The organism is Butyrivibrio sp. VCB2001, from assembly GCF_000423965.1.
Lineage (GTDB): Bacteria > Bacillota > Clostridia > Lachnospirales > Lachnospiraceae > Butyrivibrio.
Genome location: NZ_AUIZ01000001.1, coordinates 238,721 through 265,349, shown reverse-complemented (window position 1 = coordinate 265,349; position 26,629 = coordinate 238,721). Strand labels below are relative to the sequence as shown.

The 26,629-nt window shown below is 44.5% G+C and carries 20 protein-coding genes; 19 read left to right on the top strand and 1 reads right to left on the bottom strand.

The annotated features are described in order from the left end of the window. Positions 1-18 precede the first annotated feature (18 nt). The 19 genes from gltA (at position 19) to G589_RS0101080 (ending at position 25,371) form a co-directional block, all read left to right on the top strand. Positions 19-1,401 (top strand): NADPH-dependent glutamate synthase, encoded by a 1,383-nt coding sequence (gltA, locus tag G589_RS0101170; RefSeq protein ID WP_022767305.1) that lies wholly within the window; start codon positions 19-21, stop codon positions 1,399-1,401. Between the two features lie 156 nt (positions 1,402-1,557). After that, complete coding sequence (locus G589_RS0101165) at positions 1,558-2,592, top strand: hypothetical protein (RefSeq protein ID WP_026520782.1); 1,035 nt, start codon at positions 1,558-1,560, stop codon at positions 2,590-2,592. A 12-nt stretch (positions 2,593-2,604) separates the two neighbouring features. Continuing rightward, positions 2,605-3,084 (top strand): 23S rRNA (pseudouridine(1915)-N(3))-methyltransferase RlmH, encoded by a 480-nt coding sequence (rlmH, locus tag G589_RS0101160; RefSeq protein ID WP_026520781.1) that lies wholly within the window; start codon positions 2,605-2,607, stop codon positions 3,082-3,084. A gap of 17 nt (positions 3,085-3,101) precedes the next feature. Next, entirely contained in the window at positions 3,102-4,148 is a 1,047-nt protein-coding gene (locus G589_RS0101155) for a PhoH family protein (protein WP_026520780.1), read from the top strand. Next, a complete protein-coding gene (locus tag G589_RS0101150) occupies positions 4,138-5,349 on the top strand; it encodes a hypothetical protein (protein ID WP_026520779.1) in 1,212 nt (403 codons plus the stop codon). The genes G589_RS0101155 and G589_RS0101150 overlap by 11 nt, the downstream gene beginning before the upstream one ends. Then, positions 5,333-5,836 carry an rRNA maturation RNase YbeY gene (gene ybeY, locus G589_RS0101145; RefSeq protein WP_026520778.1) on the top strand — a complete coding sequence of 168 codons (504 nt, stop codon included), beginning with the start codon at positions 5,333-5,335 and terminating at the stop codon, positions 5,834-5,836. The genes G589_RS0101150 and ybeY overlap by 17 nt, the downstream gene beginning before the upstream one ends. 22 nt (positions 5,837-5,858) lie before the next feature. Further along, the gene (locus G589_RS0101140) at positions 5,859-7,499 is read left to right on the top strand and encodes a polysaccharide biosynthesis C-terminal domain-containing protein (RefSeq protein WP_026520777.1); all 1,641 of its coding nucleotides are present in this window, start codon (positions 5,859-5,861) and stop codon (positions 7,497-7,499) included. Positions 7,500-7,501: 2 nt separating this feature from the next. Then, positions 7,502-8,725, top strand: coding sequence for an aminoacetone oxidase family FAD-binding enzyme (locus G589_RS0101135; RefSeq protein WP_026520776.1), 1,224 nt, complete (start codon positions 7,502-7,504; stop codon positions 8,723-8,725). Between the two features lie 263 nt (positions 8,726-8,988). Further along, positions 8,989-10,671, top strand: coding sequence for an NAD(P)/FAD-dependent oxidoreductase (locus tag G589_RS0101130; protein WP_026520775.1), 1,683 nt, complete (start codon positions 8,989-8,991; stop codon positions 10,669-10,671). Further along, positions 10,625-11,260 (top strand): 5-formyltetrahydrofolate cyclo-ligase, encoded by a 636-nt coding sequence (locus G589_RS0101125; RefSeq protein WP_081668888.1) that lies wholly within the window; start codon positions 10,625-10,627, stop codon positions 11,258-11,260. The genes G589_RS0101130 and G589_RS0101125 overlap by 47 nt, the downstream gene beginning before the upstream one ends. 8 nt (positions 11,261-11,268) lie before the next feature. Beyond that, on the top strand, positions 11,269-14,343 hold the full coding sequence (locus G589_RS0101120; RefSeq protein ID WP_026520773.1) for a glycoside hydrolase family 2 TIM barrel-domain containing protein: 3,075 nt from the start codon (positions 11,269-11,271) through the stop codon (positions 14,341-14,343). 2 nt (positions 14,344-14,345) lie between these two features. Then, entirely contained in the window at positions 14,346-15,638 is a 1,293-nt protein-coding gene (locus G589_RS20815) for a sensor histidine kinase (RefSeq protein WP_026520772.1), read from the top strand. A 2-nt stretch (positions 15,639-15,640) separates the two neighbouring features. Beyond that, entirely contained in the window at positions 15,641-16,438 is a 798-nt protein-coding gene (locus G589_RS0101110) for a response regulator (RefSeq protein WP_026520771.1), read from the top strand. Positions 16,439-16,670: 232 nt separating this feature from the next. Continuing rightward, positions 16,671-19,418, top strand: a complete 2,748-nt coding sequence (gene pulA / locus G589_RS0101105; protein WP_026520770.1) for a type I pullulanase — start codon at positions 16,671-16,673, stop codon at positions 19,416-19,418. Between the two features lie 566 nt (positions 19,419-19,984). Then, positions 19,985-21,229, top strand: coding sequence for a glutamate-5-semialdehyde dehydrogenase (locus tag G589_RS0101100; RefSeq protein WP_026520769.1), 1,245 nt, complete (start codon positions 19,985-19,987; stop codon positions 21,227-21,229). Positions 21,230-21,231: 2 nt separating this feature from the next. Beyond that, positions 21,232-22,314, top strand: a complete 1,083-nt coding sequence (locus G589_RS20810) for a class II aldolase/adducin family protein (RefSeq protein ID WP_051192105.1) — start codon at positions 21,232-21,234, stop codon at positions 22,312-22,314. A gap of 12 nt (positions 22,315-22,326) precedes the next feature. Continuing rightward, positions 22,327-23,388 (top strand): S66 family peptidase, encoded by a 1,062-nt coding sequence (locus tag G589_RS0101090; protein WP_051192104.1) that lies wholly within the window; start codon positions 22,327-22,329, stop codon positions 23,386-23,388. Positions 23,389-23,502: 114 nt separating this feature from the next. Next, entirely contained in the window at positions 23,503-24,189 is a 687-nt protein-coding gene (locus G589_RS0101085; RefSeq protein WP_026520767.1) for a hypothetical protein, read from the top strand. Positions 24,190-24,303: 114 nt separating this feature from the next. Further along, a complete protein-coding gene (locus G589_RS0101080) occupies positions 24,304-25,371 on the top strand; it encodes a lactonase family protein (RefSeq protein ID WP_026520766.1) in 1,068 nt (355 codons plus the stop codon). Between the two features lie 53 nt (positions 25,372-25,424). Here the strand turns inward: G589_RS0101080 and aroC are convergent, their stop codons facing one another. After that, complete coding sequence (aroC, locus tag G589_RS0101075; protein ID WP_026520765.1) at positions 25,425-26,528, bottom strand: chorismate synthase; 1,104 nt, start codon at positions 26,526-26,528, stop codon at positions 25,425-25,427. Positions 26,529-26,629 lie beyond the last annotated feature (101 nt).

The following is a 26,629-nucleotide window of genomic DNA, read 5'->3' as shown; positions in this document are numbered from 1 at the left end:
GAATAAGGAGGCAAACAAATGGATGGTTTTGTAAGAGTTCCTGTTCGTGAGCAGGAAGCAAAAGAGAGAGCAAAGAACTTCAAGGAAGTATGCCTTGGATACAATAAAGAAGAAGCAGAGAGCGAGGCAACAAGATGCCTTAACTGCCCTAATCCTAAGTGTGTAGCAGGATGTCCTGTATCTATCGACATTCCCGGCTTCATCCAGAAGGTTAAGGAAGGAAACGTTGAGGAGGCTTACCAGGTTATCAGTAAGTCAAGTGCACTTCCTGCAGTATGCGGACGTGTATGCCCTCAGGAGAGCCAGTGCGAGGGCAAGTGCGTAAGAGGTATCAAGGGCGATCCTGTTTCAATCGGTAAGCTTGAAAGATACGTTGCAGATACAGCACGTGAGATGGGCATCATGCCTGAAGGTGCTAAGGAGAAGAAGGGCAAGAAGGTTGCTGTTATCGGTTCCGGCCCTTCAGGTCTTACCTGCGCAGGCGATCTTGCTAAGATGGGATATGACGTAACTATTTTTGAGGCTCTTCATGAGGCCGGCGGAGTACTTGTTTACGGTATTCCTGAGTTCCGTCTTCCTAAGGATGCGGTAGTTAAGAAAGAGATCGAGAACGTTAAGTCACTTGGCGTTAAGCTTGAGACAGACGTTGTTATCGGAAAGAGCGTTACTATTGATGAGCTCATGGAGAAGGAAGGCTTCGAAGCTGTATTCATCGGATCAGGTGCAGGTCTTCCAAGATTCATGAATATCCCCGGCGAGCAGGCTATGGGTGTATTCTCAGCTAATGAGTACCTCACAAGAAGTAACCTCATGAAGGCTTTTGATGAGAATTCAACAACTCCTATCATGAAGGCTAAGAAGTGCGTAGTTGTCGGCGGCGGAAACGTTGCTATGGACGCAGCAAGAACAGCTCTCCGTCTCGGAGCAGAGGTTCACGTAGTATACAGACGTGGTGAGGAAGAGCTTCCTGCACGTAAGGAAGAAGTACATCACGCTAAGGAAGAGGGAATCATCTTTGATCTTCTCACAAACCCTGTAGAGATCCATGCTGACGAGAACGGCTGGGTTAAGAGCATCACATGTATCCGCATGGAGCTCGGCGAGCCTGATGAGTCAGGAAGAAGAAGCCCTGTTGAGATCCCCGGATCAGAGTTTGAGATTGAGTGCGATGCAGTTATCATGTCACTTGGTACATCACCTAATCCTCTTATCTCTTCTACAACCGAGGGACTTGAAGTTAACAGAAGAAAGTGTATCGTTGCAGAGGAAGCAAACGGACAGACATCAAAGAAGGGCGTATTTGCCGGCGGAGATGCTGTTACCGGAGCTGCTACAGTTATCCTTGCCATGGGTGCAGGAAAAGCTGCTGCAAAGGGTATTGACGAGTATCTTTCAAAGTAATTTAGTCAGTGAAGACTGCCACAGAATTTTCTGTGGCAGTTTTTTATTGAAATAAAGTCTAATTCTTAAGAAATCTTAAGAATTTTCGACGGTAAATCTTAAGAATTACCTGATACCATGGTATAATAACAAAGTTAGTGAAATGGAGATTGTATCATGAATAAAGAGGAAAAAATTAAGATCGCGATCACAGCAGGAGTCGCATCGGTAATACTTCTTATCCTGGTTTTATTCCTGGCTCTTACAGGGAAAAAAAGCAACGATGAGGAGAGGATGAACGAGAACATCACGGATTATGCCAGCAGCAATCAGGCATCTACAGATGCAAGTGCCGGCGCTCTGACCGGAAGCACCGCTTCATCGGAGAGTTCTTCCGAAAGTGCAGCAGACAGCTCTACTGCAGCAACAGTTGCAGTTACAGCTACTTCCGAATACAAGGACACAGCTAAGAATTCAGTTTCAGGAAACAGCTTCTATGCAACAAACACAGCCGTTTTAAAGGATGTATATAAGGGCATAAAGTACGAATTAAATGCTCAGTTGAAGGAAATGTATACCTACTGGGCAGACGGTAATACAGAGGCTGTAAGAGATCTTGCACACCTTGAGAGATTTGAAGTTATGTCTTATAGCCTTACAGGCAGCAAAGATTTCTATTACTACGGGGATACAACAGGGGATGGAGTTCCAAACGGAACAGGCCTTGCAGTATATGCCAATAACCAGTATTACTTCGGAGAATGGTCCGAGGGCGTCAGGAGCGGAAACGGAACCTGGATCTCTTTCTATCCAAACTACAGTCAGTATGTGGTAAAAGAGCATATGTACACCGGAGAATGGTCCGGCGACCTTCCAAACGGACAGGGTCAGGAGCACTATGACTATGTATCCGACTATATGAATAATGTCGATATCTATATGCAGAATGCCATTGGCGGTTTCAAGGATGGCTACTATAATGGTGATATGTACATAATTACCGTCGATAAAAACGGCGATGCTTATGAGTGGGACGGAAAATGCAATAACGGTACCTGGGAACAGGTTTTGCATGCTGCACTTGGTACCAACGGCAAGATTCCTGTCCTTAGCCTTCAGAAGGATACAGAGCGCCATATATACATGACTGAAGAGGGCGCCAAGAACAATGGTGTATCCGGTATCATAACCGGCGGAAATGTTAGGAAATAAGGAGCATTTGTGATAAAGATAACTCTCATTGTTGTCGGCAAAATTAAAGAAAAGTATTGGAATGACGCTATTTCTGAGTATTCCAAGAGACTATCGCGCTATTGCAAGCTTGACATCTGTGAGGTGCAGGATGAGAAGACTCCTGATGATGCCCCTCCTGCCATCTGCGATCAGATCAAGAAAAAAGAGGCGGAGAGAATCCTTAAAAATATCGATGACCACGCCTTTGTTTGCACGCTTGAGATAGCAGGTAAGCGATTTACTTCGGAAGCTTTTGCGGAATTTCTCGATAAAAAGGCTCTTTCGGGAGTCAGCCACATTCAGTTTGTAATAGGGGGATCTTTGGGACTTCACGAGAGCGTACTTAAGAGGTCGGACCAGGCAATAAGCTTTTCTGACATGACGTTCCCTCACCAGATGATGAGGGTTATACTGCTGGAGCAGATTTACAGGGGCTACAGGATCATTAACAATGAGCCCTATCATAAATAAAAGATTTGGGGATATGTATGAGTGAGATCACAGAACTGACACTGTCACTTACAGCTGAGGATGAGAGAAATATCTTTGGCGGAAATGACAGCTACATCAGGAAAATTGAGAAGAGCCTTTCCGTTGAGATCATCGACAGAAACGGTCAGCTTCACATAATAGGGGACAAAGAAGGGGCAAACAGAGCTTCACAGATCATCAGGGAGCTGGTGACTCTTTCAAGAAGAGGGTCACTTGTTGAGGAACAGAGCGTAGAATATGCCATTTCCCTCAAGAATGATGATACAATGGAGAAAGAGGTCAAGGAAAAAGACAATGTCCTTGCCGGTATTGATATGGACGTTATCTGCCATACTGTTTCCGGTAAGCCAATCAAGCCCAAGACCCTTGGTCAAAAGAGATATATAGACGCCATCAGAAATAAGATGATAGTATTTGGCCTGGGACCTGCCGGAACAGGTAAGACTTACCTTGCAATGGCAATGGCCATCACAGCCTTTCAGAGGGATGAAGTAAGCCGTATCATCCTTACAAGACCTGCCATCGAGGCGGGAGAGAAGCTGGGCTTTTTGCCCGGTGACCTTCAGAGTAAGGTAGACCCGTATTTAAGACCTCTATACGATGCGCTGTATCAGATCATGGGTACAGAGAACTTTATCAAGAACATGGAGAAGGGACTTATTGAGGTTGCTCCTCTTGCCTATATGAGGGGAAGAACTCTGGACAATGCCTTTATCATTCTTGATGAGGCACAGAATACAACTCCTGCTCAGATGAAGATGTTCCTGACCAGAATCGGCTTTGGTTCCAAGGTTATCATCACAGGTGATGCTTCTCAGAAGGACCTTGCACCGGGAACTAAGTCAGGACTTGATATAGCAAGTGCAGTACTTAAGGGGATTGATGATATTGCTTTCTGCAACCTTACAAGCGCTGATGTAGTAAGACATCCGCTGGTTCAGAAGATTGTTAAGGCCTACGAGGACTATGAGAAAAAGGCTGCTAACAAGCAGACCAGGAAAAGAGTTCAGAAGTTGGAGAGAAGTTCACTAAATGGAAAGTGAGAAGGGGTCACTTAACAGGATAAAGATTCTTTATGCCATAATGTTCTTTTTTACCGGAGCATTTGTCTTTGGCATGTCATTTATATTGGGAAAGAGCCATGAGGCTATACTCAGGAATACCATAGTTTCACTAGTTGGAGCGGGAACCATTATCTTTATGCTGATGGATGCAGCAGGTAAGGGCAAGGAAGGATTCTCCTACGATAACTTTTATAAAAGGAACAGGTATTTTATCGTATATATGCTCATGGTGGTTTTGTCATGTCTCTTTTCCCTTGTTCCCAGTGAATTCTGGCCATATATGTCACTTATCGTGGTGATGGCGCTGCTTTCAAATACAGAGATAGGTATGATGTCCGGAGTGTTCTTCGTTACGCTGTCTGTATTGCTTGAGGATACAGGAAGTGTCAGCGAGCTGTTTATGTATGTGCTTGCCGGCACAGTTGCACTTGCTCTGTTTAAAGACCTTGGAGAGGAAACACAGGTTGCGCTTCCGGTATTTATATCTCTTTTGATGCAGGCTGTTCTGCTGATAGCCTTCAATGTACTCTTCCAGAACAGGACGTTTTCTATCAACATTCTGATACTGCCAATCCTGAACCTGATGCTGAATCTCATTATCCTTTTGATATTCCTCAATATGTTCGGTGTTTATGTTATCAGGAAGTCCAACGACATGTACATGGAGATCAACGATGTTGAGTATCCGCTTCTGGCAGCACTCAAGGAAAAAGACAAGGATGAGTATTTCAGGGCTATCCACACAGGGTATCTTGCGGAGAGAATTGCTCTTGGACTTGGTCTTAATGCAAGAGCTGTCAAGGCCTGTGCTTACTATCACAGGATTGGGCTACTTGGTGACGGGCTTAAATGGGCTGACGTGAGCCACTATTATGAAGAGAATAATTTCCCGTTGGAAGCCATTGAGTTTCTTCATGAGTACATAGAGCCTGCAAAGGGTGCCATCAAGTCAAAAGAGGCTTTGGCAGTCCAGCTGAGTGAAACGGTAATAGCATCAATAATGTATCTGATAAAAAAGAACAAAGATGCTAAAATAGATTATGACAAACTGATAGATGGCATCTTGGATAAGAAGTATAGTGACGGAGATTTAAAGGACTACGATGTAACCTTCAGGGACTTTGACAAGATGCGGGCACTTCTTAAGAAAGAGAAATTATACTATGACTTTTTACGTTGAGAATGAAGTAGATGCTGACTTTGGCTTTGATATAGAAGAACTGGCAAAGAGCGTTGCAGATACTGTGCTTGATATGGAGGGCTGTGCTGCTGATATCGAGGTTGGCCTTACCATTACAGACAGCAAGGGAATACATGAGCTTAACAAGGAGTTTCGTGGAATCGATTCACCGACAGATGTACTGTCTTTCCCAAATGTGAGCTATGAGAATGCAGGGGATTTTTCAGTGCTTTTAGGGGAGCAGCTGGTGGATCTTCTTGATCCCGATACCGGTAAGATCATGTTTGGGGATATAGTAATCAACGAGGACAGAGTACGTTCTCAGGCTGAAGATTATGGCCACAGTGTTAAGAGGGAGTTTGCCTTTCTGGTTGCACACAGCATGCTTCATCTGTGCGGATATGACCACATGGAAGAGGAAGAGGCAAAGGTTATGGAAAAAAAGCAGGAGGATGTTCTGGGTAAACTTGGTATTACCAGAGACTGACTCCTTTAATGGGGAATAAAATATGAAGACCTACTCAGAAGAGAAGAGAATAAGGCCGCACATCCTGACCGCTGCCGTTTACCTGGCAGTGCTGGTAATGATGGTTTACTGGATTGTGGCTATTAGAATATGCGGTGAAAAGGGAGCTTTTTTTGCAGTTGGACCTTTTTTCCTATATGGCTGTCTATATTGCAGCCTGGTACTTGCAGTGCAGAAGGCTGTTTATATCATGGTAAGGCTTCGTGCCAGAAGATCGCAGTTCCATAACGCAGAGACCAATATGCAGAGATCCATGAGGATTTTCAGTATCGCTTCGCTGGTGCTTGGAGGTCTTTTGATTGCGCTTAGCTACACTCTTTGCAGCGTTGTACTTGGAACAGACAGAGGTTTTATCCAGCTTATTCTGGCAGGAGCTTCAGTCATCTTTTTGGGAATTCAGGGAGTTCTGAGGGGATATTTGCAGGGAATCGGTTATACCAAACCAATAGCTTTATCAGATATTCTGATTGCTCTTGTATCAATAGTATCAGGAACCATCGCAGTTGGGATTTTATATAACTATGGACTTAAGGTTAACGGGCTTCTTCACGCTGACGAGTTTTCCGCAGTCTACGGATCGACAGGACTTATGGCAGGAATACTTCTTGGAAGCCTTGTTGGACTTATTCAGACAGTGATAAGTTATCACCTTAGAAAGGGTGAGATACAGGAATTTGTAAAGAACGGAGCCCCCAGATACCTCGATAACAAAAATGATGTGCTGGCAGGAATCAGACCTTTAATGCCACTTTACGCTACACCTGCACTGGCAGTTTTGGTTGATCTTTGCTTTTACTGCATCTTTACCAGAAAGGTGCATAAAGATGTGGATTACATGGCAAGTTTCGGTATCTATGCGGGCTATGTCATCTGCACCATAGTTCTTTTTACAATTATCTGCACTTTGCCTTATATCAAATCCATGAACAGGGTTATGGCAAGGATTGAAAGAGATGAGCTTGAAGGTGCAAGAGACAGATACAGACGCCTTATCAGATTTTCAAATGCATTTTTCATACCGGTATCGGTATTTGTGTTTGCAACTGCTGAGACCATACTAATCGCTCTTTATGGAAAAAGTAACGCTCTGGCTAATTCACTGATGAGCCTTGGGGGACTTATGATCATGTGCGCCAGCCATGCTATCATGTCATCCTGGCTTTTGAATCATATGGGTAAGTCAGTGGCTGCACTGGTTAATCTTGGAATCGGCTGGGCTTTCCATATTATTCTTCTGGTACTGCTTGTATGGCCGGTAAATATGGGAGTTATGGGAGTTCTGCTGTCGGGAATTCTGGCTGTAGGAATCTACGATGCTTCTTGCTATTTCATGCTCTCTAAGGTGCTCCATCATCACCATGAGTGGATGAAGAGCTTTTTGCTTCCTTTAGCTTCTGCAGCAGCTGCAGGGCTTGTAGTATTTCTTTTGAATAAACTGCTTATTAATGTTATCGGCGATATACTTACGTTGATTCTTTGCGCTTTAATTTTCTGGGTGGTATATATGCTTGTAATGGTAATTACAGGAGGATTCCTTGCTCACGAGCTTAAAAGGGTGCCTTTCGGTAATCTGTTCTATGGCATTTCCACTGCTATAAGGCGCGATCGATATGAAGAGGGCTGATCTTGGGTAAATCGATAATTGTTGCAGGCGGAGGAGCTGCCGGAATGTGTGCAGCTATTTACGCAGCAAGAAATGGTGCAAGTGTCACCATAATAGAAAAGAATTCTGTGCTGGGAAAAAAGCTCTCAATGACAGGAAACGGCAGATGTAATCTGACCAATCTTGATATGAGAGAAGAGTGCTTTAACCCACCTGCCAGAGCAAGGATGAAGGAGTGGCTGTCCACCTACGGCGTAGAGGATGTCATATCCTTCTTTAAGTCTATGGGAGTTGTGGTAAAGAGCGAGGACGGTTATATTTACCCGGTTTCCGGACAGGCCATGAGCGTGGTTAATGCTCTTATAAATGAGATAAACAGGCTTGGAATATCTGTTAACCTTGGCGAACAGGTCAAGGGAGTTAAGTGCCTTGAGGGCAGTAGAGTGCTTCTTAATACCAACAAGGCAGAGTACGAAGCAGACGCCGTTATCCTGTCCATGGGCGCACTCTCAGGCGCAAAGAGTACCATGTCCACAGGTGATGGCTACTACATTTGCAAGAACATAGGAATGACTGTAAAAGACACTCATCCGGCACTGGTGGGCTTTAAGGTGGCGGAGGGTGAGATTATGCCTTCTGCCGGAGTAAGAGCTACTGCAGAGGTTTCTTTTATTTTGGGAGGCGAGGTACTCGCAGGCGAATACGGTGAAGTGCAGCTTAGCAGTGATGGAATTTCGGGAATACCCGTTATGCAGGCCTCAAGAGAAGTCATAAAATTTGTCGAAGAGAAAAAGCCCGTTTATGCTGTTCTTGATTTCTTCCCGGACTACGACGAGAGCGATTTTAATGCTCTTAAGGCAGATATGCTGCGCCTTAAGGATGAGAGAACACTTGAAGAGTTTCTGCAGGGCTTTGCCAACAGTGGGATCACGGACATGGTCCTTGGCAGGATGAAGGTGGGCAGAAAAATGAAAATGAAGAATATCTCAGTCAGCATGGCAGAGTGCATATTGGATACCTATAGAAATGTGAAGATTGCAATTGACTCCAGCTACGGCTATCAGGCATCACAGGTAACAACCGGTGGCATAAGCCTCGGCGACATCGGAAGCGATTTCTCCTGCAAAACCGCCCCCGGCATCTACTGCGTCGGTGAGCTCCTCGATGTCGACGGCCGCTGCGGAGGATACAACCTCCAATTCGCCTGGACCAGTGGAAGCATTGCAGGTTGTGCTGCATCATTGTGAAATGGGACGGGCAACTGTCCGAATCTGCGGGGGTAAGCGGCATATTGCATCTACTTTTACTCGGTTAAACCGAGCACTCCGGCGAGCCCAGGGCACCAATCTCTGCGTGCATAGGCACTTAAGATTGGTTGGTCTCGTCTACGTGGTTTAAACTCGCAAAATTGGATGCATTTTGCCGCTTAAACCCACAGATTCGGACAGTTGCCCTGGCTATTGACAACCGATAATCAGTAAAATTCTGAATGGTAACAGAAAGTTGATATATGATTAGAATTGGTCAGATAAAATTAAAACATGATGAGAATATGGACTATGGCACGAAGGCTATGGTTAGTTTTCTTAAGAAAAAGGCTTGTAAAATACTAAAGATTCAAGAGAGCAATATTGAATCTTTGAGTATAGTTAAGCATTCTTTGGATGCCAGGAAGAAGCCGGAGTTATACCATATTTATACTATTGATCTTAAGGTGAATGGAAAGCCTGAGGAGAAAATAGTTAAGGCGTGTAGGGATAAGAATGTATCGGTGGTTTCGGAGAAGACCTATGATTTTTGGAGTCATGTAGGTGGAGAAGAGGGAAAGAGAAAAGATCTTGAAGAGAAGCGTATTGTTATCATAGGCTGTGGGCCGGCGGGACTTTTTTGTGGATATGAGCTGGCAAGGCAGGGATTTAAGCCTGTGATATTAGAGCGTGGAGCGGATGTTGATAAGAGGAGCGAGATCGTAGATAAGTTCTGGGCCGGAGGTGAATTGGACGAGAAGACCAATGTTCAGTTTGGCGAGGGAGGAGCAGGAACTTTCTCTGACGGTAAGCTCAACACCATGGTCAAGGACAAAGAATGCCGTGGAGCAGAAGCTCTTGATATATTTGTAAATCACGGAGCTCCGGAGCGGATCAAGTATGAAGCTAAGCCTCATATTGGAACGGATATATTAAAGAGTGTTGTCAAGAATATCAGAGAAGATATAAAGAGCCTTGGTGGTGAGGTATATTTCGAGACCAAGGTAACTGAGCTGATTATAGATGATAAGGGTGTATTAAAGGGTGTGAAGGCAGAAGGGCCGGATAGCGTAGAGCGTGAAATTCCGTGCGATGCTGCAGTTCTGGCAATCGGTCACAGCGCAAGAGACACTTTCTATATGCTAAAGAACAGGCAGGTTGAGATGCAGCCTAAGCCCTTTGCTGTTGGCTTTAGGGTTGAGCATCCGCAGAGCCTTATAAACCTTAGTCAGTACGGAGCTACAAAGGTTAAGGGGCTTGGAGCAGCGCCTTATAAGCTGGTTACCACAACAGAAAGTGGAAGAGGCGTGTACTCTTTCTGCATGTGTCCCGGAGGATATGTTGTTAATGCATCTTCCGAGAAGGGGCGACTTGCTGTTAATGGTATGAGCTATAGCGGAAGAGACGGCAGAAATGCGAATTCTGCAATTATCATCACTGTCGACCCCAGTGACTTTGGAGGAGGTGACACTCTTTCAGGAGTAGAGTTCCAAAGAGGACTTGAAGAGAAAGCCTATAATCTCGCAGGAGGAAGGATCCCTGCCGAGTACTATGGAAACTTTAAGAAGGCCTGCGGTAGTGTAGAAAAGGGGCCTGATAAAGACTACATTGATGTCGAGAGTTTTTCTCCCCAGACCAAGGGAAAATACGAGTTTGCTGAGGTTCACAAGATCCTTCCGGACGAGCTGAACAAAGCTTTCGTGGAAGGAATGGAGAACTTTGGCAGAATGATAAAGGGCTACAATGACTCTCATGCGCTGGTGCTTGGAGTTGAGAGCAGAACCTCATCACCGGTACGCATTAACAGAGGAGATACCGGAGAGTCCACAAGCATTGCGGGCCTTTTCCCCTGCGGAGAGGGAGCAGGATATGCCGGTGGCATAATGTCAGCAGCCATGGATGGCATCAGAAGTGCTGAGTGGATTGCAGCTAAACTACTTAAATAAAGACAGGGACGATATGGATAAGAGAGAACTTAGAACCAAATACATAGCAAAAAGGCAGACCATTCCTACAGAGATCAAGCAGGAAAAGAGCAGACAGATACTTGAGAGGATAGTTGAACTTCCTGAGTACAAAAATGCCGAGAATATCCTGGCTTATGCATCAAGAAAAGGCGAGGTTATCACAGACGAGATAATCCTGGATGCACTTTCAATGGGGAAAAATGTCTTTTGCCCAAAAGTAACTGACGTAGAAAAGTCAGAGATGGAATTTGTCAGGATAGATTCTCTGGAGGAGATGAGCGAGGGAGCCTTCGGCATCAGAGAGCCTGAGATCAATGATTCTTCTGATGTGGCAAAAGAGCTTGATCCTGAGAAGACACTTGTAATAGTGCCGGGTGCTGTGTTTGACAGAGAGCTTAACAGAATCGGTTATGGGGCTGGATTTTATGACAGATACCTCAAGAAGTACCCCTACTACAAAACAGTGGCGCTTTGTTTTGCGTGCCAGATTGCTGATGAGATCATAGATACGGACATCAATGACGTTAAGCCAATGATGTTGATAAATGAAAATGAAACTATAAGATGAGGTATGAAATGAACGCTTTTGATTATGAAGTAGTAAAAGACCCTAAGGTGTTTGCCATAAACAGACTCCCGGCCCACTCTGACCATGTGGCCTATAAATCGGAAGAGGAGCTTTTAACAGGTAATAGCAGCTTTAGAATGAGCCTTGATGGAGTATGGCATTTCCATTATGCGAAGAATATAAAAGGCGCGGCTGAAGGCTTTTGGGCTGATGATTTTGATACGACAGGTTGGGACAGGATAAGAGTTCCTGCTCACATTCAGATGGAAGGTTATGATAAACCTCAGTATGTGAATGTACAGTATCCGTGGGATGGAAGAGAGAGACTCACTCCTCCTGAGATTCCGCAGGAGTTTAATCCGGTTGCGGATTATGTCAAGCTTTTTACCCTGGCTGAAGGCTTTGAGCAGGATAAGGTATGCATTTCCTTCCAGGGCGTTGAGAGCGGATTTGCGCTCTGGCTTAACGGTAAGTTTGTCGGATATTCTGAGAACACCTTTGATCCGGCTGAATTCGACCTGACAGATTACCTTGTAGAGGGACAGAACAGGCTCTGCGTAAGAGTATTTAAGTGGACGGCCGGAAGCTGGTGTGAGGATCAGGACTTCTTCAGATTCTCCGGAATCTACAGATCTGTATACCTTTATAGTGTTCCGAAGACTCATGTCTTGGACCTTTCTATCAAGCCTTATGTTGCTGATGACTTACAGAGTGCAGATATTGAGTTTAAGGCACTTACTAAAGGTGCTGGAACCATTGAGCTTCTTCTTAGCAGAGATGGTGAAAGAGTAATTGAAGAGACTTTGACTCTTTCAGATTCAGGTGAGAATACAGGCAAGTTTCATGTAGATAATCCTGTACTTTGGAGTGCAGAAGAGCCAAATCTTTACGAGCTTTTCATTACCGTTAAGGATGCTGAGGGCAAGGAGACTGAAGTTATCAGACAGCTCGTTGGCTTTAGACGTTTTGAGATGAAAGATGGTCTGATGATGCTTAACGGCAAGCGCATTGTCTTTAAGGGTGTCAACAGACATGAGTTCAGCAACAAGAACGGCCGTGTTCCCAGCAGGGATGAGCTCATAACTGACCTTACAACTATGAAGAGGAACAATATCAACGCGATAAGGACCAGCCATTATCCGGATGATTCAGCTCTTTATGAGCTCTGTGATATATATGGACTCTACCTTATTGCTGAGAATAACATGGAGACCCACGGAACCTGGGAGCCTTTTGAGAGAGGCGCTCAGCCAAAAGAGTACGTGGTTCCAGGCAATCATGAAATCTGGGAAGACCTTCTTTTGGACAGGGTCAATTCCTGCTACCAGAGGGATAAGAACCACCCTTCAATCCTTATCTGGTCCTGTGGAAACGAGTCCCATGGCGGAAAAGTTATAAAAGAGATGTCAGCTTTTTTCAAAAAGCTAGATGACACAAGGCTTGTGCACTACGAGGGCGTCTTCCACGACAGAACCTACAACGATACCTCTGACATGGAGAGCCAGATGTATCCTCACGCTGCAGACATCAAGGCATTCCTTGATAAGAACAAGGATAAACCGTTTATCTGCTGTGAGTATACTCATGCAATGGGTAATTCCTGCGGTGGAATGCACTATTACACTGATCTGACAGATACTGAGCCAAGATACCAGGGCGGATTTATTTGGGATTATATCGACCAGTCGATCACGAAAAAGGACAGATACGGAAAAGAGTTTGAGGCCTATGGCGGAGACTTTTACGACAGGCCAACTGACGGTAACTTCTCCGGAAACGGAATTGCTTACGGCGACAGAACTCCTTCACCCAAGATGCAGGAAGTTAAATTCAACTACCAGAATATTTCCGTTGAGTTTGATAAGAGCGGTGAAGAGTTCAAGGTAATAAACAAGAACCTCTTTGTTAATACAGATATTTTTGATGCAGGCATTACTCTTTCTGCCAATGGAAAAATGATCTGTGCATGCAGTATGGATATAAGTGTTGAGGCGCTTACTTCAAAGAGCTTTGCAGTTCCGGAACAGATTTTGGATGCAGTGGCTGCTTACAGAAAAGCAGAGTCACTTAAAGGAAGCGATGTTGAATTTACTCTGACAGTGTCTTTTGCGCTTAAAGAAGATAAGGTGTGGGCTAAGAAAGGACACGAGGTCGCCTTCGGCCAGACCACTGTGGGAGAGTTCTTTAGTGCGTATAAGTGCGATAAGCCGCTTAAGGTGGTTTTGGGCAATAGCAACCTTGGAATATATGGTGATGATTTCTCAGCTCTTTTCACATACCCGTCAGCTGCGCTGGTTTCCTATGTGTACTGCGGCAAGGAAATGATCGAGAAGGCTCCGGCTCCCAACTTCTGGAGAGCACCGGTTGACAATGACAATGGCTATACCATGACCAATGACTATGCTCAGTGGAAGATTGCAAGTCTTTACTCCACACTTAAGGGCTATTCTTTGGCAGACATGAAGATGCCTGATGTTGTGCCGGGTCAAAACTCAATCAGCATTAAGTACAAGTACTTCCTGCCAACAACACCAAAGTCTGAGTGCTTTGTTACCTACGAGGTATTCGGGGACGGAACCATAAGATGCGCGATGGATATGGATCTTGTAAAAGAGCTTGGTGATGCGCCGGAGTTTGGCATGATGTTCAAGTTAAATGCCGACTATGACCAGCTTACCTGGTACGGTCTTGGACCTGATGAGACCTACGTCGACAGAAAGCGCGGAGGTAAGCTTGGTATCTATAGGAACGAAGTTAAGGATAATTTCGCCAAGTACCTGGTTCCACAGGAGTGTGGCAACAAGTGCGATGTGAGATACGCCAAGGTTACTGATAAGAGAGGAAGAGGAATGATGTTCTTCGGCAAACCTTTCTACTTCAGTGCACTTCCTTATTCGCCGCATGAGGTGGAAAATGCAGCTCATCCGTTTGAGCTTCCACAGGTACATTACACTTATGTAAGAGCAGCAATGGGACAAATGGGTATCGCAGGCGATGACAGCTGGGGATCAAGACCTCATCCTGAATACCTGCTGCCAAAGGAAGGAAAATATAGTTTCGAGTTCTTCTTTAGAGGAATCTGAAAATGACTTATGAGATCAGGGTTGTAAACCTAATATTGGTTGTGGTGGGTCTTGCTATAGCAATAGTGGGACTGTTACAGGTGCGCATAAACAGAAATATTGAAGGCAAAACCAGAGGCTTTATGACATGGCTGTTTTCGGTGCTAAACTTATATATTCTGAGCCTTATTATACGAGGCATTACCTATGAGTATCAAGGTTATGGATGGGTGCTGTTAAGCCGTATTGTGTTCTTTGCACAGGCTATTTTTGCGTCAATCCTTACAGTGCTCATAACAGCACTCACTTTGTATATCAGTGGTATAGACAAATGGTGGAAACACTGGATATTTATGATTTCCGCAGGATTATGGGCAGTCTATACTCTTATTTTGATCTACAATCTCTTTGACGGAAGAGTTTACTATGTCAATCTTGATAATGTTTATCAAAGAGGACCGCTGTATCCTATACTGCTTATTCCAACGGTACTGATAGCCGGAGTAAACCTTTTTGCAGTTTGGGATTTGAAAGATAAGCTTACGCCCAAAGAGAAACATGCTTTTATCGTTTTTAACGTTGCCCCGATATTTGCCATGTTAATTCAGGCCAGAGTGTTTGGAATTCATTTTATAGCGCTTAGTTCAGTTATAGCTGCGATTTTTATGCTAAGCTATATTATAAATGACCAGACAGAGCTCTATTACAGGAAAGAAGCTGAAAATGCCAAGCTTAAACTCGACATTCTTCAGGCGCAGATTCAGCCTCACTTTTTGTTCAATTCACTGACAACCATCAAACAATTGTGTGTTAAAGACCCTGAGAAAGCATCAGAGGCTATCGATACATTCATAGTGTATCTGCGTCACAATATGGACTCTCTGACTGCGGAAAAACCGATAGATTTTTCAAGGGAACTTGAGCATGTAAAGGGATATCTTGAACTTCAGAAACTTCGTTTCGGAGATGACCTCTGTGTTAAGTATGACCTTGAGTATACGAATTTCAAGATTTCAACACTTACGCTTCAGCCTATTGTTGAAAATGCTGTTACCTATGGCGTCAGAAAGAGTGAGAACGGACAGGGAACCGTTATAATACGAACCAAAAAGACAGGAGATACAGTAGAGGTTATAGTTGAGGACGATGGCCCGGGCTTTGTGCCGGAAGATGTCAGAAATACTAAGAACAAAGCACACATCGGAATCATAAACGTCAGGGAGCGTGTCGAGAATATTGCCGGCGGAGAGCTTATAATCGATTCCGAGATCGGCAAAGGAACAAAAGCAATTATTAAATTACCAATAGGAGAGTAGGAATGCTGATTTTCGCTATAGACGACGAAGAATTAGTTCTGGAAGCTTCCGGGAAGGAAATCAAAAAAGCTGTTCCGGATGCGGAAGTTGTGGCTTTTAACAGAGCTAAAGCAGCACTTGATGCTATAAAAGAGGGGCAAAAGCCGGACGTTGTTTTTTCAGACATCGAGATGCCGGGAATAACAGGACTTGAGCTTGCTATTAAGACAAAAGAGCTTTCACCTTCAACCAAGATCATATTTGTAACAGGTTACAGTGAATATGCAATCGAAGCCTTCAAGATAAAGGCCCATGGATATCTTCTCAAGCCACTTACCGTACAGGACATTCAGAGAGAACTGGATTATATTCCGAAAGCTACTGTGGCAGATCAGGATAAACTTGAAGTAAGGTGCTTTGGACATTTCGATGTTTACTGGAAAGGCGAGCCTGTTATCTTCTCAAGAAAGCAGTCAAAAGAGCTTTTTGCGTACCTTATAGACAGAGAAGGCGCAGCCTGTAACACGGGCGAAATTGCTCTGGCCCTGTGGCAGGAAGGCGGAAGTGACAACAAGGCGGAGCAGAACAGGATCAGAGTAATAATTAATGATCTGAAAAATACTCTCAAAGAGATAGGAATGGAGCAGGTTCTTATCAGGGAGCACCGTGAGATTGCCATAAGAAAAGACCTTATAGACTGCGATTACTATCGCTTACTTGAGGGGGATGTGGATGCCCTTAATGAGTATAAGGGCAAGTATATGTCAGACTATAGCTGGGCAGAGATGAGGAACGGTTATATACAATTTGATAGTGAATAAGAAACGCGGCCAATGACGGCCGCGTTTTGTTTATTTATCTGCTTTAAATTCTTTGTATTCTGCTTGTAGAGCAGCGATGATTTTTTCTTGCTCAGCTATATCATCTACAGAAGAAATACCCTCGGCTTGTAGAGATACGGGCCGGGGGTATTTATTGTTGACCGAAAGGTTGGCGTGCGGTACAATACATAGGAAAACGTTTTCCATAAAATATCGGGGGAGGAATTTTGAAGTGAAAAATGTTGTATTTAGGCGGTCGTTAGCTCTTTTGGCGGCAGTAGTAATGTCTTTTGCCCTGTTATCAGAGCTGGGCTTGTCAGTAACAGTAAGAGCAGATGAGGGAGTTACACTCAAGCTTCACTATCACAGGGATGATGAACAGTACGACGGCTGGGATGTATGGATGTGGCCTGACGGCGGAGAAGGCGAGGGAATTCCGTTTAAAGATGAAAACGGAGAGATGGTTGCAACATATAGCGTTCCTGCAGGTAAGACCAAGGTTGGCTATATCGTAAGGACGCAGGACTGGGACAAGGACGTTGATATGGATCAGTTCATTGATCTTTCCGAGGTTGTCTCAGGCACGGTTCACGCCTATGTGGAATCGGGAGTTGAAGGCTGCGAAAAAGAATACGGGGAGGATGTAATGACCGGAACTAAGCTTAAAAGCGCTGTTTATGACGGCGATAAGACAATAAAGATTGAACTTACGGGCGAAATTGATGAGTCTCTGCTCGATACTTTCTATGTCAGCGGACGACTTGGAGATGTAGAAGTGACAAAGGCTGAGCTTTCAGAGAAGGCTTCCGATACGCAGTATTTCTATGATCTGACAATCGGTGAGGTACTGGATCCTAACAGAAATTACAGACTTGGCTTCGATGGACAGGAGTTTCCTGTAAACATGCCTATTGTATATTCTACGAAGGAATTTGAAGATCAGTACACTTACGAGGGTGATGACCTTGGCGCGACAGTTTCGGCAGATAAAACTGTGTTCCGCGTATGGGCACCGACTGCTGAGAGTGTATCAGTGAATTTATACGAGTCCGGGGATCCTTGGAAAAAAGACCTGGTTGAAACCGTCGAGATGACGGCTGGCGAGAAGGGTACATGGGTGGCAGAAGTTTCTGAGAATCTCGCGGGAACTTATTACACATATACTGCGGTTCTTGACGGACTGAATGTAGAAGCCTGCGATCCTTATGCCAGAACTACAGGTGTCAATGGAAAAAGAGCTATGGTCATTGATCTTGATTCAACTGATCCGGAAGGCTGGGCGGATGACAAGAATCCACACGCATCAGAGAGTATGACTGATGCAGTGATCTACGAACTTCATATTCGCGATTTTTCCGTGGATGAGAAGGGCAACATGGCTAATGCAGGCAAGTATACTGCATTTACTGAGACAGGAACCAAGACTGAGGGAGGAAATGCTACGGGTATTGATTACATCAAGAGCCTTGGCGTTACTCACATTCACCTTCTTCCTTTCTATGATTTTGGTTCTGTTGATGAGAACGATGAGAGCTCAGAGCGCTTTAACTGGGGATATGATCCTGTTAACTACAATGTTCCGGAAGGCTCATATTCGACCGATGCCCACGATGGAAATGTCAGGGTAAAAGAGGCTAAGGAGATGGTTAAGGCTCTTCATGACAATGGGCTTTCTGTTGTTATGGACGTTGTTTACAATCATGTTTACAGTGGAAAAGACTTCTGCATAAACCGTCTTGTGCCGGGATATTTCTCAAGAATAAATGCAGACGGAACATATTCAAACGGCTCCGGCTGCGGAAATGACACTGCTTCAGAGAGAAGCATGGTAAGGAAATACATTGTTGACTCGGTATGCTACTGGGCTGATGAGTATCACATTGACGGATTTAGATTTGACCTTGTGGGACTTCTTGATGTGGACACTATAAATGAGATCGTTGAGAAGGTTCATGGGACACATCCTGATGTGATTTTCTACGGCGAAGGATGGAGCATGAATACTGATGTGACCAAGGAAAATGTTGTGATGGCAACTCAGCAGTCTTCAGAGAAGACACCGGGCTTTGCTTATTTCAATGACAATATCCGTGACGGCTTAAAGGGAAGCGTATTCAGTACCTCAGAGGTAGGATGGGCATCAGGAGCAAGAAATGCTGAGAGAGCAATGACAGCATCTTTCCTTGCAAACGAGACCTGGTCCAAGAATCCGTCACAGATCATTCAGTATGCATCCTGCCATGACAACAATACTCTCTTTGACAGGATTGCAGGATCAAGAACTGATTTGGATGAAGAGTCCTGGATAAAGATGAGCAACCTTGCAGCAAGCTTTTATCTGACTGCTGAGGGTGTGCCTTTCATGCAGGCAGGTGAGGAGATTCTGAGAACCAAGGTTAAAGAGGACGGCTCTTTTGACTCAAACAGCTACAGCTCGGGGGATGAGGTGAACTGCATTAAGTGGGAGAACCTTGATGATCCGGGGTATGAGAAGAACCTGGAATTCTATAAGGGGCTGATAGCATTTAGAAAAGAGCATGCGCTGCTTAGGCTTTCTTCAGCGGAAGATGTTTCAGCCAGAGTTAAGGCTGTCGAAGGACTTGATAAGAATGTACTGGCATTTGTGATGGATAACTCAGATAAGTCTCTTCCCGGCGAGAGCGCAGAGCAGATATTCCTGGCGTTTAATCCGAATGAAGCTGAGACTGTTGTGGCTCTTCCTGAAGGAAACTGGAATGTGTATGTTAAGGGAGAACAGGCCGGTACTGAGGTTATAGAGATGGTGTCGGGAAGTGTTACTGTAGAGCCTATATCTTCAGTTGTGCTTGTTAAAGGCGACGCAGGTAAAGCAGGCGTTGATAAGGTCGGAGCCGATAAGGCCGGTGTGAAGAGTAAGGCAGTTGTTCCAATCGTTGCAGCAATTGCCGGAGTAGTAGCCATCGCCGGCGCTATCTTTTATAAATATAAAAAGAAAAAATAAATGAACCCCGGGAACGGAGTCATGGGGAGTCAATGGGGACGGTTCTCATTGACTCCTTTTTAAACGCTTGAAGACTGGCATGGCTGAAAGTGCATCACAAATCCACCAATAGAGTAAAGTTGGTTGGAGCTTGTTTTTGAAATGCATCACAAAAATTTTCCTATGGAAAAATGGTTGGAAATTACAAAACTTTAGGCTTGGATAATTTCTAAATATTTGATGTCTAACGTTTTTCCTACATCACAGCACCTTGCTCACGGATGTCTTGTGATGCACTCACACCACCAGAATTGAAAATCTAATTTGCGAATTCCAACTATTTTTTATATAGAGAAGAGTTGTGTGGTGGTCGAAATCACGTTTCCAACTAACGTACAAAATATGGCACTATGTGATGTCATTTTGAGTCAAATTGAAACGTCCCCACTGACTCACCCACTGACTCATTTTGAGTCAAACTGAAACGTCCCCACTGACTCATTTTTAATGGCGTAGACTTTTTGGGAGGTTTATGGGATAATTTAGAGGAATTTTTTCAAAAAGAGAAGTATCGGGGAGGGGAACCTATGACGCTTACATCTATTTGTCAGAAGGCCTTTGAGGCTAAGTATGAAGTCCAGAATCTTTCCACTGAAATTAAGAATAAGGCTCTTAGATCAGTTGCTGAGGAGATCGTTGCCGACGCAGACAGCATTATAGCAGCCAATGAGATTGACCTTGCGCATGCAAAAGAAAACGGAATGCATCCGGGTATGATCGACAGGCTTACATTAAATGATAAGAGAATTGAGGCTATTGCTGAGGGACTAAGGCAGGTAGCTGACCTTCCTGATCCTATCGGGGAAGTTATGGAGGAGTTTACCCGTCCTAACGGAATGAAGATAAAGAAGGTTAGAGTTCCTATGGGAGTAGTGGGAATAATCTACGAGTCAAGACCAAACGTAACTCCTGATGCCTTTGCGCTTACTTTTAAGTCAGGAAATGCAGTTATCTTAAAGGGTGGAAGCGACTGCATCCACAGTAATATTGCTATCACCAAGGCCATCAAGAAAGCTCTTGAAGCAACAGGCGTAACTCCGGAAGCAATCCAGCTTATCGAGGATACTGACAGGGCTGTGACCAAAGAGTTCATGACCATGAAGCAGTACGTGGATGTGCTTATCCCAAGAGGCAGCGCAGGACTTATCAGAGCTGTCACAGAGAACTCCAACATCCCTGTAATCGAGACAGGTACAGGAAACTGCCACATCTACGTAGATAAGGACGCTGACCTTGAGAAGGCGATTCCCATCATTATAAATGCCAAGACCCAGAGAATCGGAGTCTGCAACGCAGCAGAATCCCTGGTTGTTCATGATGATATCAAGGACAAGTTCCTTCCTCTGTTCTCCAAGGCAATGAAAGAGCATAACGTAGAGGTAAGAGCAGATGCTGACAGTAAACCTCTTATCGAGGGCTCAATAGACGCCACAGAAGAGGACTTTGGAAAAGAGTATCTTGACTACATAATCTCAGTTAAGACAGTAAAGAACGTGGACGAAGCCATTGCCCACATCAACAAATACAACACAGGCCATTCAGAGTGCATCGTAACCGAGAACAAAGAGACAGCTCAGAGGTTCCTTGACAGAGTTGATGCAGCCTGCGTATACGTCAATGTTTCAACAAGATTTACAGATGGATTTGAGTTCGGACTTGGTGCAGAGATCGGCATCAGCACCCAGAAGCTCCACGCAAGAGGACCTATGGGTCTTAAGGAACTTACTTCCTACAAATACGAGATAACCGGAGAGGGGCAGATCAGAGGATAACCATGAATCAGAATGAACTTTTGGATGCTAAAAAGCACATAATAAGAATATCCAGAGATCTCCATGAAATCGGACTCCTTGTAAGAACCTGGGGGAATATCAGCAGCAGAGTAGACGATGACCATATGCTCATCACACCCAGTGGAATCAAATACGAGGACCTTACTCCGGAGATGATCGTACAGGTCAATATAAATGATTTTTCTTATGAGGGAGATTACAAGCCCTCGAGCGAACTTAAGGTTCATGCTGCAGCTTACAGGATCCGCAAGGACTGCGGCTTTATCGTTCACACACACCAGGTATTTGCTACCTGCGCAGGAACTCTTGGAATCAAGAAGGTGTTCTCATATTTTGATGATGAGGACGTGACAATACCTGTAGCACCTTATGCGATGCCGGGCACGGACAAGCTTGCAGAGAACGTATCAAGGACCCTTAAGAAGTATTCTGATGCAAAGGGCATCATCATGGCTAATCACGGGACACTCTGCCTTGGTTCAAACTCCAACGAGGCTGTCTTCCAGGCTGAAATGATGGAATCCGCCTGCAATGATTTTCTTATTGATGTCTGCAAGATGGACATGACTCACGGCGTAGAGTACGGCTATAACTCCCATAGAGAGGGCGATACAATTGTCTACGATCAGCCCGATACACCGGAGAGAGTAAAACGTATCCACGAGCAGATCTACGGAAAGCGCCCTGACGTTAAATTCATAAAGCACAACAAGTCAGAGGCAGCGCTCATGGTTTCAAGACGCGCCAATCACATGAAGCCTCTTCTTGATGACTTTGCCCAGCTTATCGGTGTCGGAGTTAAGATACCAAGCAATGAGGGCGAGATCTATCACAACATCAAGAAGAACGTCAACGTTGTATTTGTCCCCAATGACGGTGCATACTGCATGGGTTCAACAGAGGATGACGCAGAGGCAGTAGCTATGGTCCTTGATAAGGGCTGCATCGCATACATTGCCGTAATGCGTAACGGCGAGGGACATTACCTATCGCTCTTTGAGTGCATCAAGATGAACAGGCACTATCGCAAGTCTTACTCAAAGCTTGCAAATATCGATAAATAAGGAGAAACAGGTATGATAAAAAGGCCTGAGTACATAAAGCCGGGGGACACTATAGGCGTTACTGCGCCTTCCTTTGGGCCATCAATCGAGCCCTATAGTCTCATGTATCCTCTGTCAAAAGAGAATATAGAAAGCCGCGGTTACAAAGTCATCGCCGGAGAAACTGTCTTTAAGAGTGACGGCCTTGGCATCAGCACAGATCCTAAGGTTACGGGAAAAGAGCTTATGGACTTCTATAAGAGAGAAGACATAAATGCCATTATCTCCGCAGGCGGCGGAGAGCTCATGTGTGAGACCATCAGCAACATGGACTTTGATGAGCTTAAAGCTTATAAGCCAAAGTGGTTCATCGGTTATTCCGATAACACAAACTTTATTTTCCCGCTTGTAACAATAACAGGAGTACAGGGAATTTATGGACCTTGCATAAACGGCTATGCCAAGAAATGGGAAGAGACAGAATTTGATTCCTTTGCACTCCTTGAAGGAACCAAGAGCTCTTTTGACGGATATAAGCGTTTCGTAAATCCGGAGCTTGAAGGTCCGGGACCGGAAGTATATACAGATGAGTATCTGCGTGCACCATATGCATTTAACGATGACAGAGAGCTAATTATCTACAAGAATAATGGTGGTGAACTTACTCGCTCAGCAGAAAAGGTAGAAATGAAGGGCATACTCCTCGGTGGATGCCTTGATATTCTTGTAAACTTATGCGGAACAAAGTTTGACCGCATGAAGGATTTTGTAAAAGAGAACGGCGACATCATCTGGGTACTCGAAGCCTGCGACTTAACACCAATGTCCATCAGAAGAAGTCTTTGGAATCTCAGAGAAGCCGGATGGTTTGACTCTGCAGCAGGATTTGTATTTGGCAGACCGGAAACTTCCTGGAAGCAGAACATGATGGGCGTTGATCAGTACAACGCAGTTACGGATATACTTGCGCCTCTCGGAAAAGAGATTATAATGGATGCAGAGATCGGACACATTGACCCAATGCTTCCCGTCGTTATGGGTGCAGAGGCAAAAATTAGTGCTGACAATGTGAATCTGAATATTTCTTACATCTAATTGTTATGCAGGTTGTTTAGAAATATTTTATGTGCAATATCGATAACTGATACTTATAATGAAGTTACAAATGGTAGAAATTTATGATTAAGTATACATGGAGGGAAATTTAAAATGAATAAGATAATGAAGTGTTTAACAGGTGTAATCCTTGGAATTGCGCTCATTGCAATGCTTCCTGCAACCAAGGCATATGCTTCCAGCTCTCAGTTCTGGCTGGATTTCGGTGAGACCACAATGTCAATTCCTGCAGGATCTGAGCATACAATGTGGCTTAGAAGCGACTATAATTACACCTACTATGTAGAAGGCGCAACAAGCAGTGGGACATACTGCGAGTGCTCATACAAATCCGGCTCTCAGAACGTAACTTTCCATATTGGAGCAGATGAGCAGGCTGGGAATATCTTTTTCCACTTCTACGCTGATGATGAGAGACTTCAGTCAGAAGATGCTCATGATTGCGTAGAGGTTTATGTTCAGGGCATTAAGCCTGCAAGCACCACACTTCCTGTAACAATCGCAAAGGGTAAGACAGGAAGCTTAGTACAGAATGATAAGATTTCCATGCTCTATAACGAGAAAGGTGTTGCTATGGCATCATTCTCACTCACAAAGGGCAAGGGCGTTATGGCAAGCTATGCGCAGACCGGCGTTGTAAGTAACGGAGCTTCTTACTTTGGTGTATCAACAAGCGATAAGAACGCTACACCGGTTATTTCAGAGTCAGACAAGGCTGTTATGCTTGCAAACGGATACGCAGGAGTCTGCATCAACGGAAAATATGTAAACTGGCCTTGAGAAAACACGATAAAATAGGGTCGCTCTTTGATGAGCGACCTTTTTTATTTGCAAATGTTGTGATAGAATGTGATAAATAGAGCTTTTCAAATATGCTTTTTAGGAGGCACCACGGTGGCAGCAAAAGATAAGTATGTAGCCTACGTGTCAAGCTATACATCAGGACTTGGCACTAAATACGGAATCAGAATTTATGATGTAGATCTTGAAAAGGGAAGATTGTACGAGAAGCAGAAGGTTGAGATCACCAACTCTTCTTATATCGGAATATCTCACTCCGGCAATACTCTTTATTCAATAACAGATGACGGAGTTGAGGCGTACCATATACTTGATGACGGAAGTCTTGAGTTCATCAACGAAGCCTCCATCAACGGAATGCGCGGATGCTATCTCAATGAGGATCAGAAAGACAACTACCTTGTTACAGCCGGCTATCACGACGGTAAGGTAACAATCCTTAAGCTCAACAAGGACGGAAGTATCGGCGAGATCACCGATGAGAGATATCACAAGGGCCTTGGAACAGCAGCAGGACGCAACCACGTTCCTCACGTTCAGTGCATCAAGGTTTCCAAGGACAACAAGTATGTGCTCGCAGCTGATCTTGGAATGGACAGAGTTAATATCTATTCACTTAACTATGAGACCGGCAAAATCAAAGAGGTCGATGTCATCCACTGCGATCAGGAATCATCACCAAGACATATGCAGTTCTCCAAGAACGGTAAGTTCCTTTACGTGTGCCTTGAGCAGAAGTGTGCAATAGATGTATATGAGTATCATGAGGAGAACGGAATGCCTGAATTCAACAAGATTCAGGAGGTATCAAACTCCGATGAGTCGGATTCCATCGGTGTTGCCTGCAGTGCACTTTCATTCTCAGAGGATTACAACTACCTTGTTAGCTCCACAGCAGGAGAGAACAACGCTATCGTATTCAAGGTAGACAAGGAGACAGGACTTCTCACCAAGAAGATACAGCTCCCTGTTGCGGGAGAGTATCCTAAGGATGCAGCTCTTTTCCCTGACAACAAGCATCTGATATCACTTAACCATGAGTCAGATTCACTTACATTCTTTACAGTTGATATGGACAAGGGAACTATGGTCATGAACGGACCTGAGCTTCCGGTATCAAGACCTAACTGTATTGTGTTCCACAAGCTTAATAAGAAATAAAAACATGAGGGTAGTCGGTTTAATTCTGACTACCCTCATTTTATATCTGTATCTTATTTGTTTTTGTAAAAGCTGATGATCGGATCAACTGTAGATGTTATGTTGGAGATCATAAGATCAAGGATTGTCAGAGCGCACATGCTCTCAACAACTACAACAGCTCTTGGAACAACCACGGGATCGTGGCGGCCTTTTATGTTTATGGTGATATTCTCACCGCTGTTGTTTATTGTCTCCTGAGTGGAGGCGATGCTGGGAGTCGGCTTAAAGTAAGCTCTTATAACGATCTCACTTCCGTCTGACATTCCGCCGAGGATTCCGCCGCTGTGATTGGTCTTTTTGGTAATATGGGAACCGTTGTTTTCAAAAGCATCGTTGTTTTCTGAGCCTTTTATCTTGGAAGCGTTTATACCATCACCGATTTCAACGGCCTTAACAGCGCCGATGCTCATGATGGCCTGAGACAGGAGAGCATCTAGCTTATCAAATACCGGTTCACCTACACCGGCAGGAACACCTGTAATCCTGCATTCGACAACTCCGCCGAGGGAATCCTTCTCCTCGCGGGCTTTCTCAATAAGAGCCATGGCCTTTTTATCAGCATCAGCATCGGGCATGGCTGTGGGAGTGATAAGCCTTGTGTTTTCATCAAACTTATCGTAGTCAATCTCTACATCGCCGATGGACCTTGTATAAGCGCAGACCTTAACGCCCATTATATTAAGGAGTTTACTGCAGATGGCACCTGCAGCGACTCTTCCGATGGTCTCTCTACCGGAAGAACGTCCGCCTCCGCGGTAGTCTCTAAAGCCATACTTTTGATCATAGCCGTAATCAGCATGCCCCGGGCGGTAGTAGGAAGCAATCTCGCTGTAATCCGCTGAGCGCTGAGAAGTGTTTTTTACCAAAAGAGATATCGGTGTTCCTGTGGTCTTGCCTTCGAATATACCGGATAAGATCTCCACAAGATCATCCTCCTTGCGGGAAGTGGTTGCGGTGGAAGTTCCGGGCTTGCGCCTGTCAAGGAACTTCTGAATGTCCTCCTCGGTGATATCAAGGCCTGCAGGGAAACCGTCAATAACGCATCCAAGGGCCTTTCCATGGGACTCGCCCCAGGTTGAAACTCTGATGTTCTTGCCTGTAATTGATCCTGACATAAAGCTCTCCTTAGTAGTAATTTTGTTTCGCTAAAATGAGTATAAAGGAATTTTTAGGCCAAAATTAGTGAATTTTGTGTGAATTAGTTATATAATTGTAT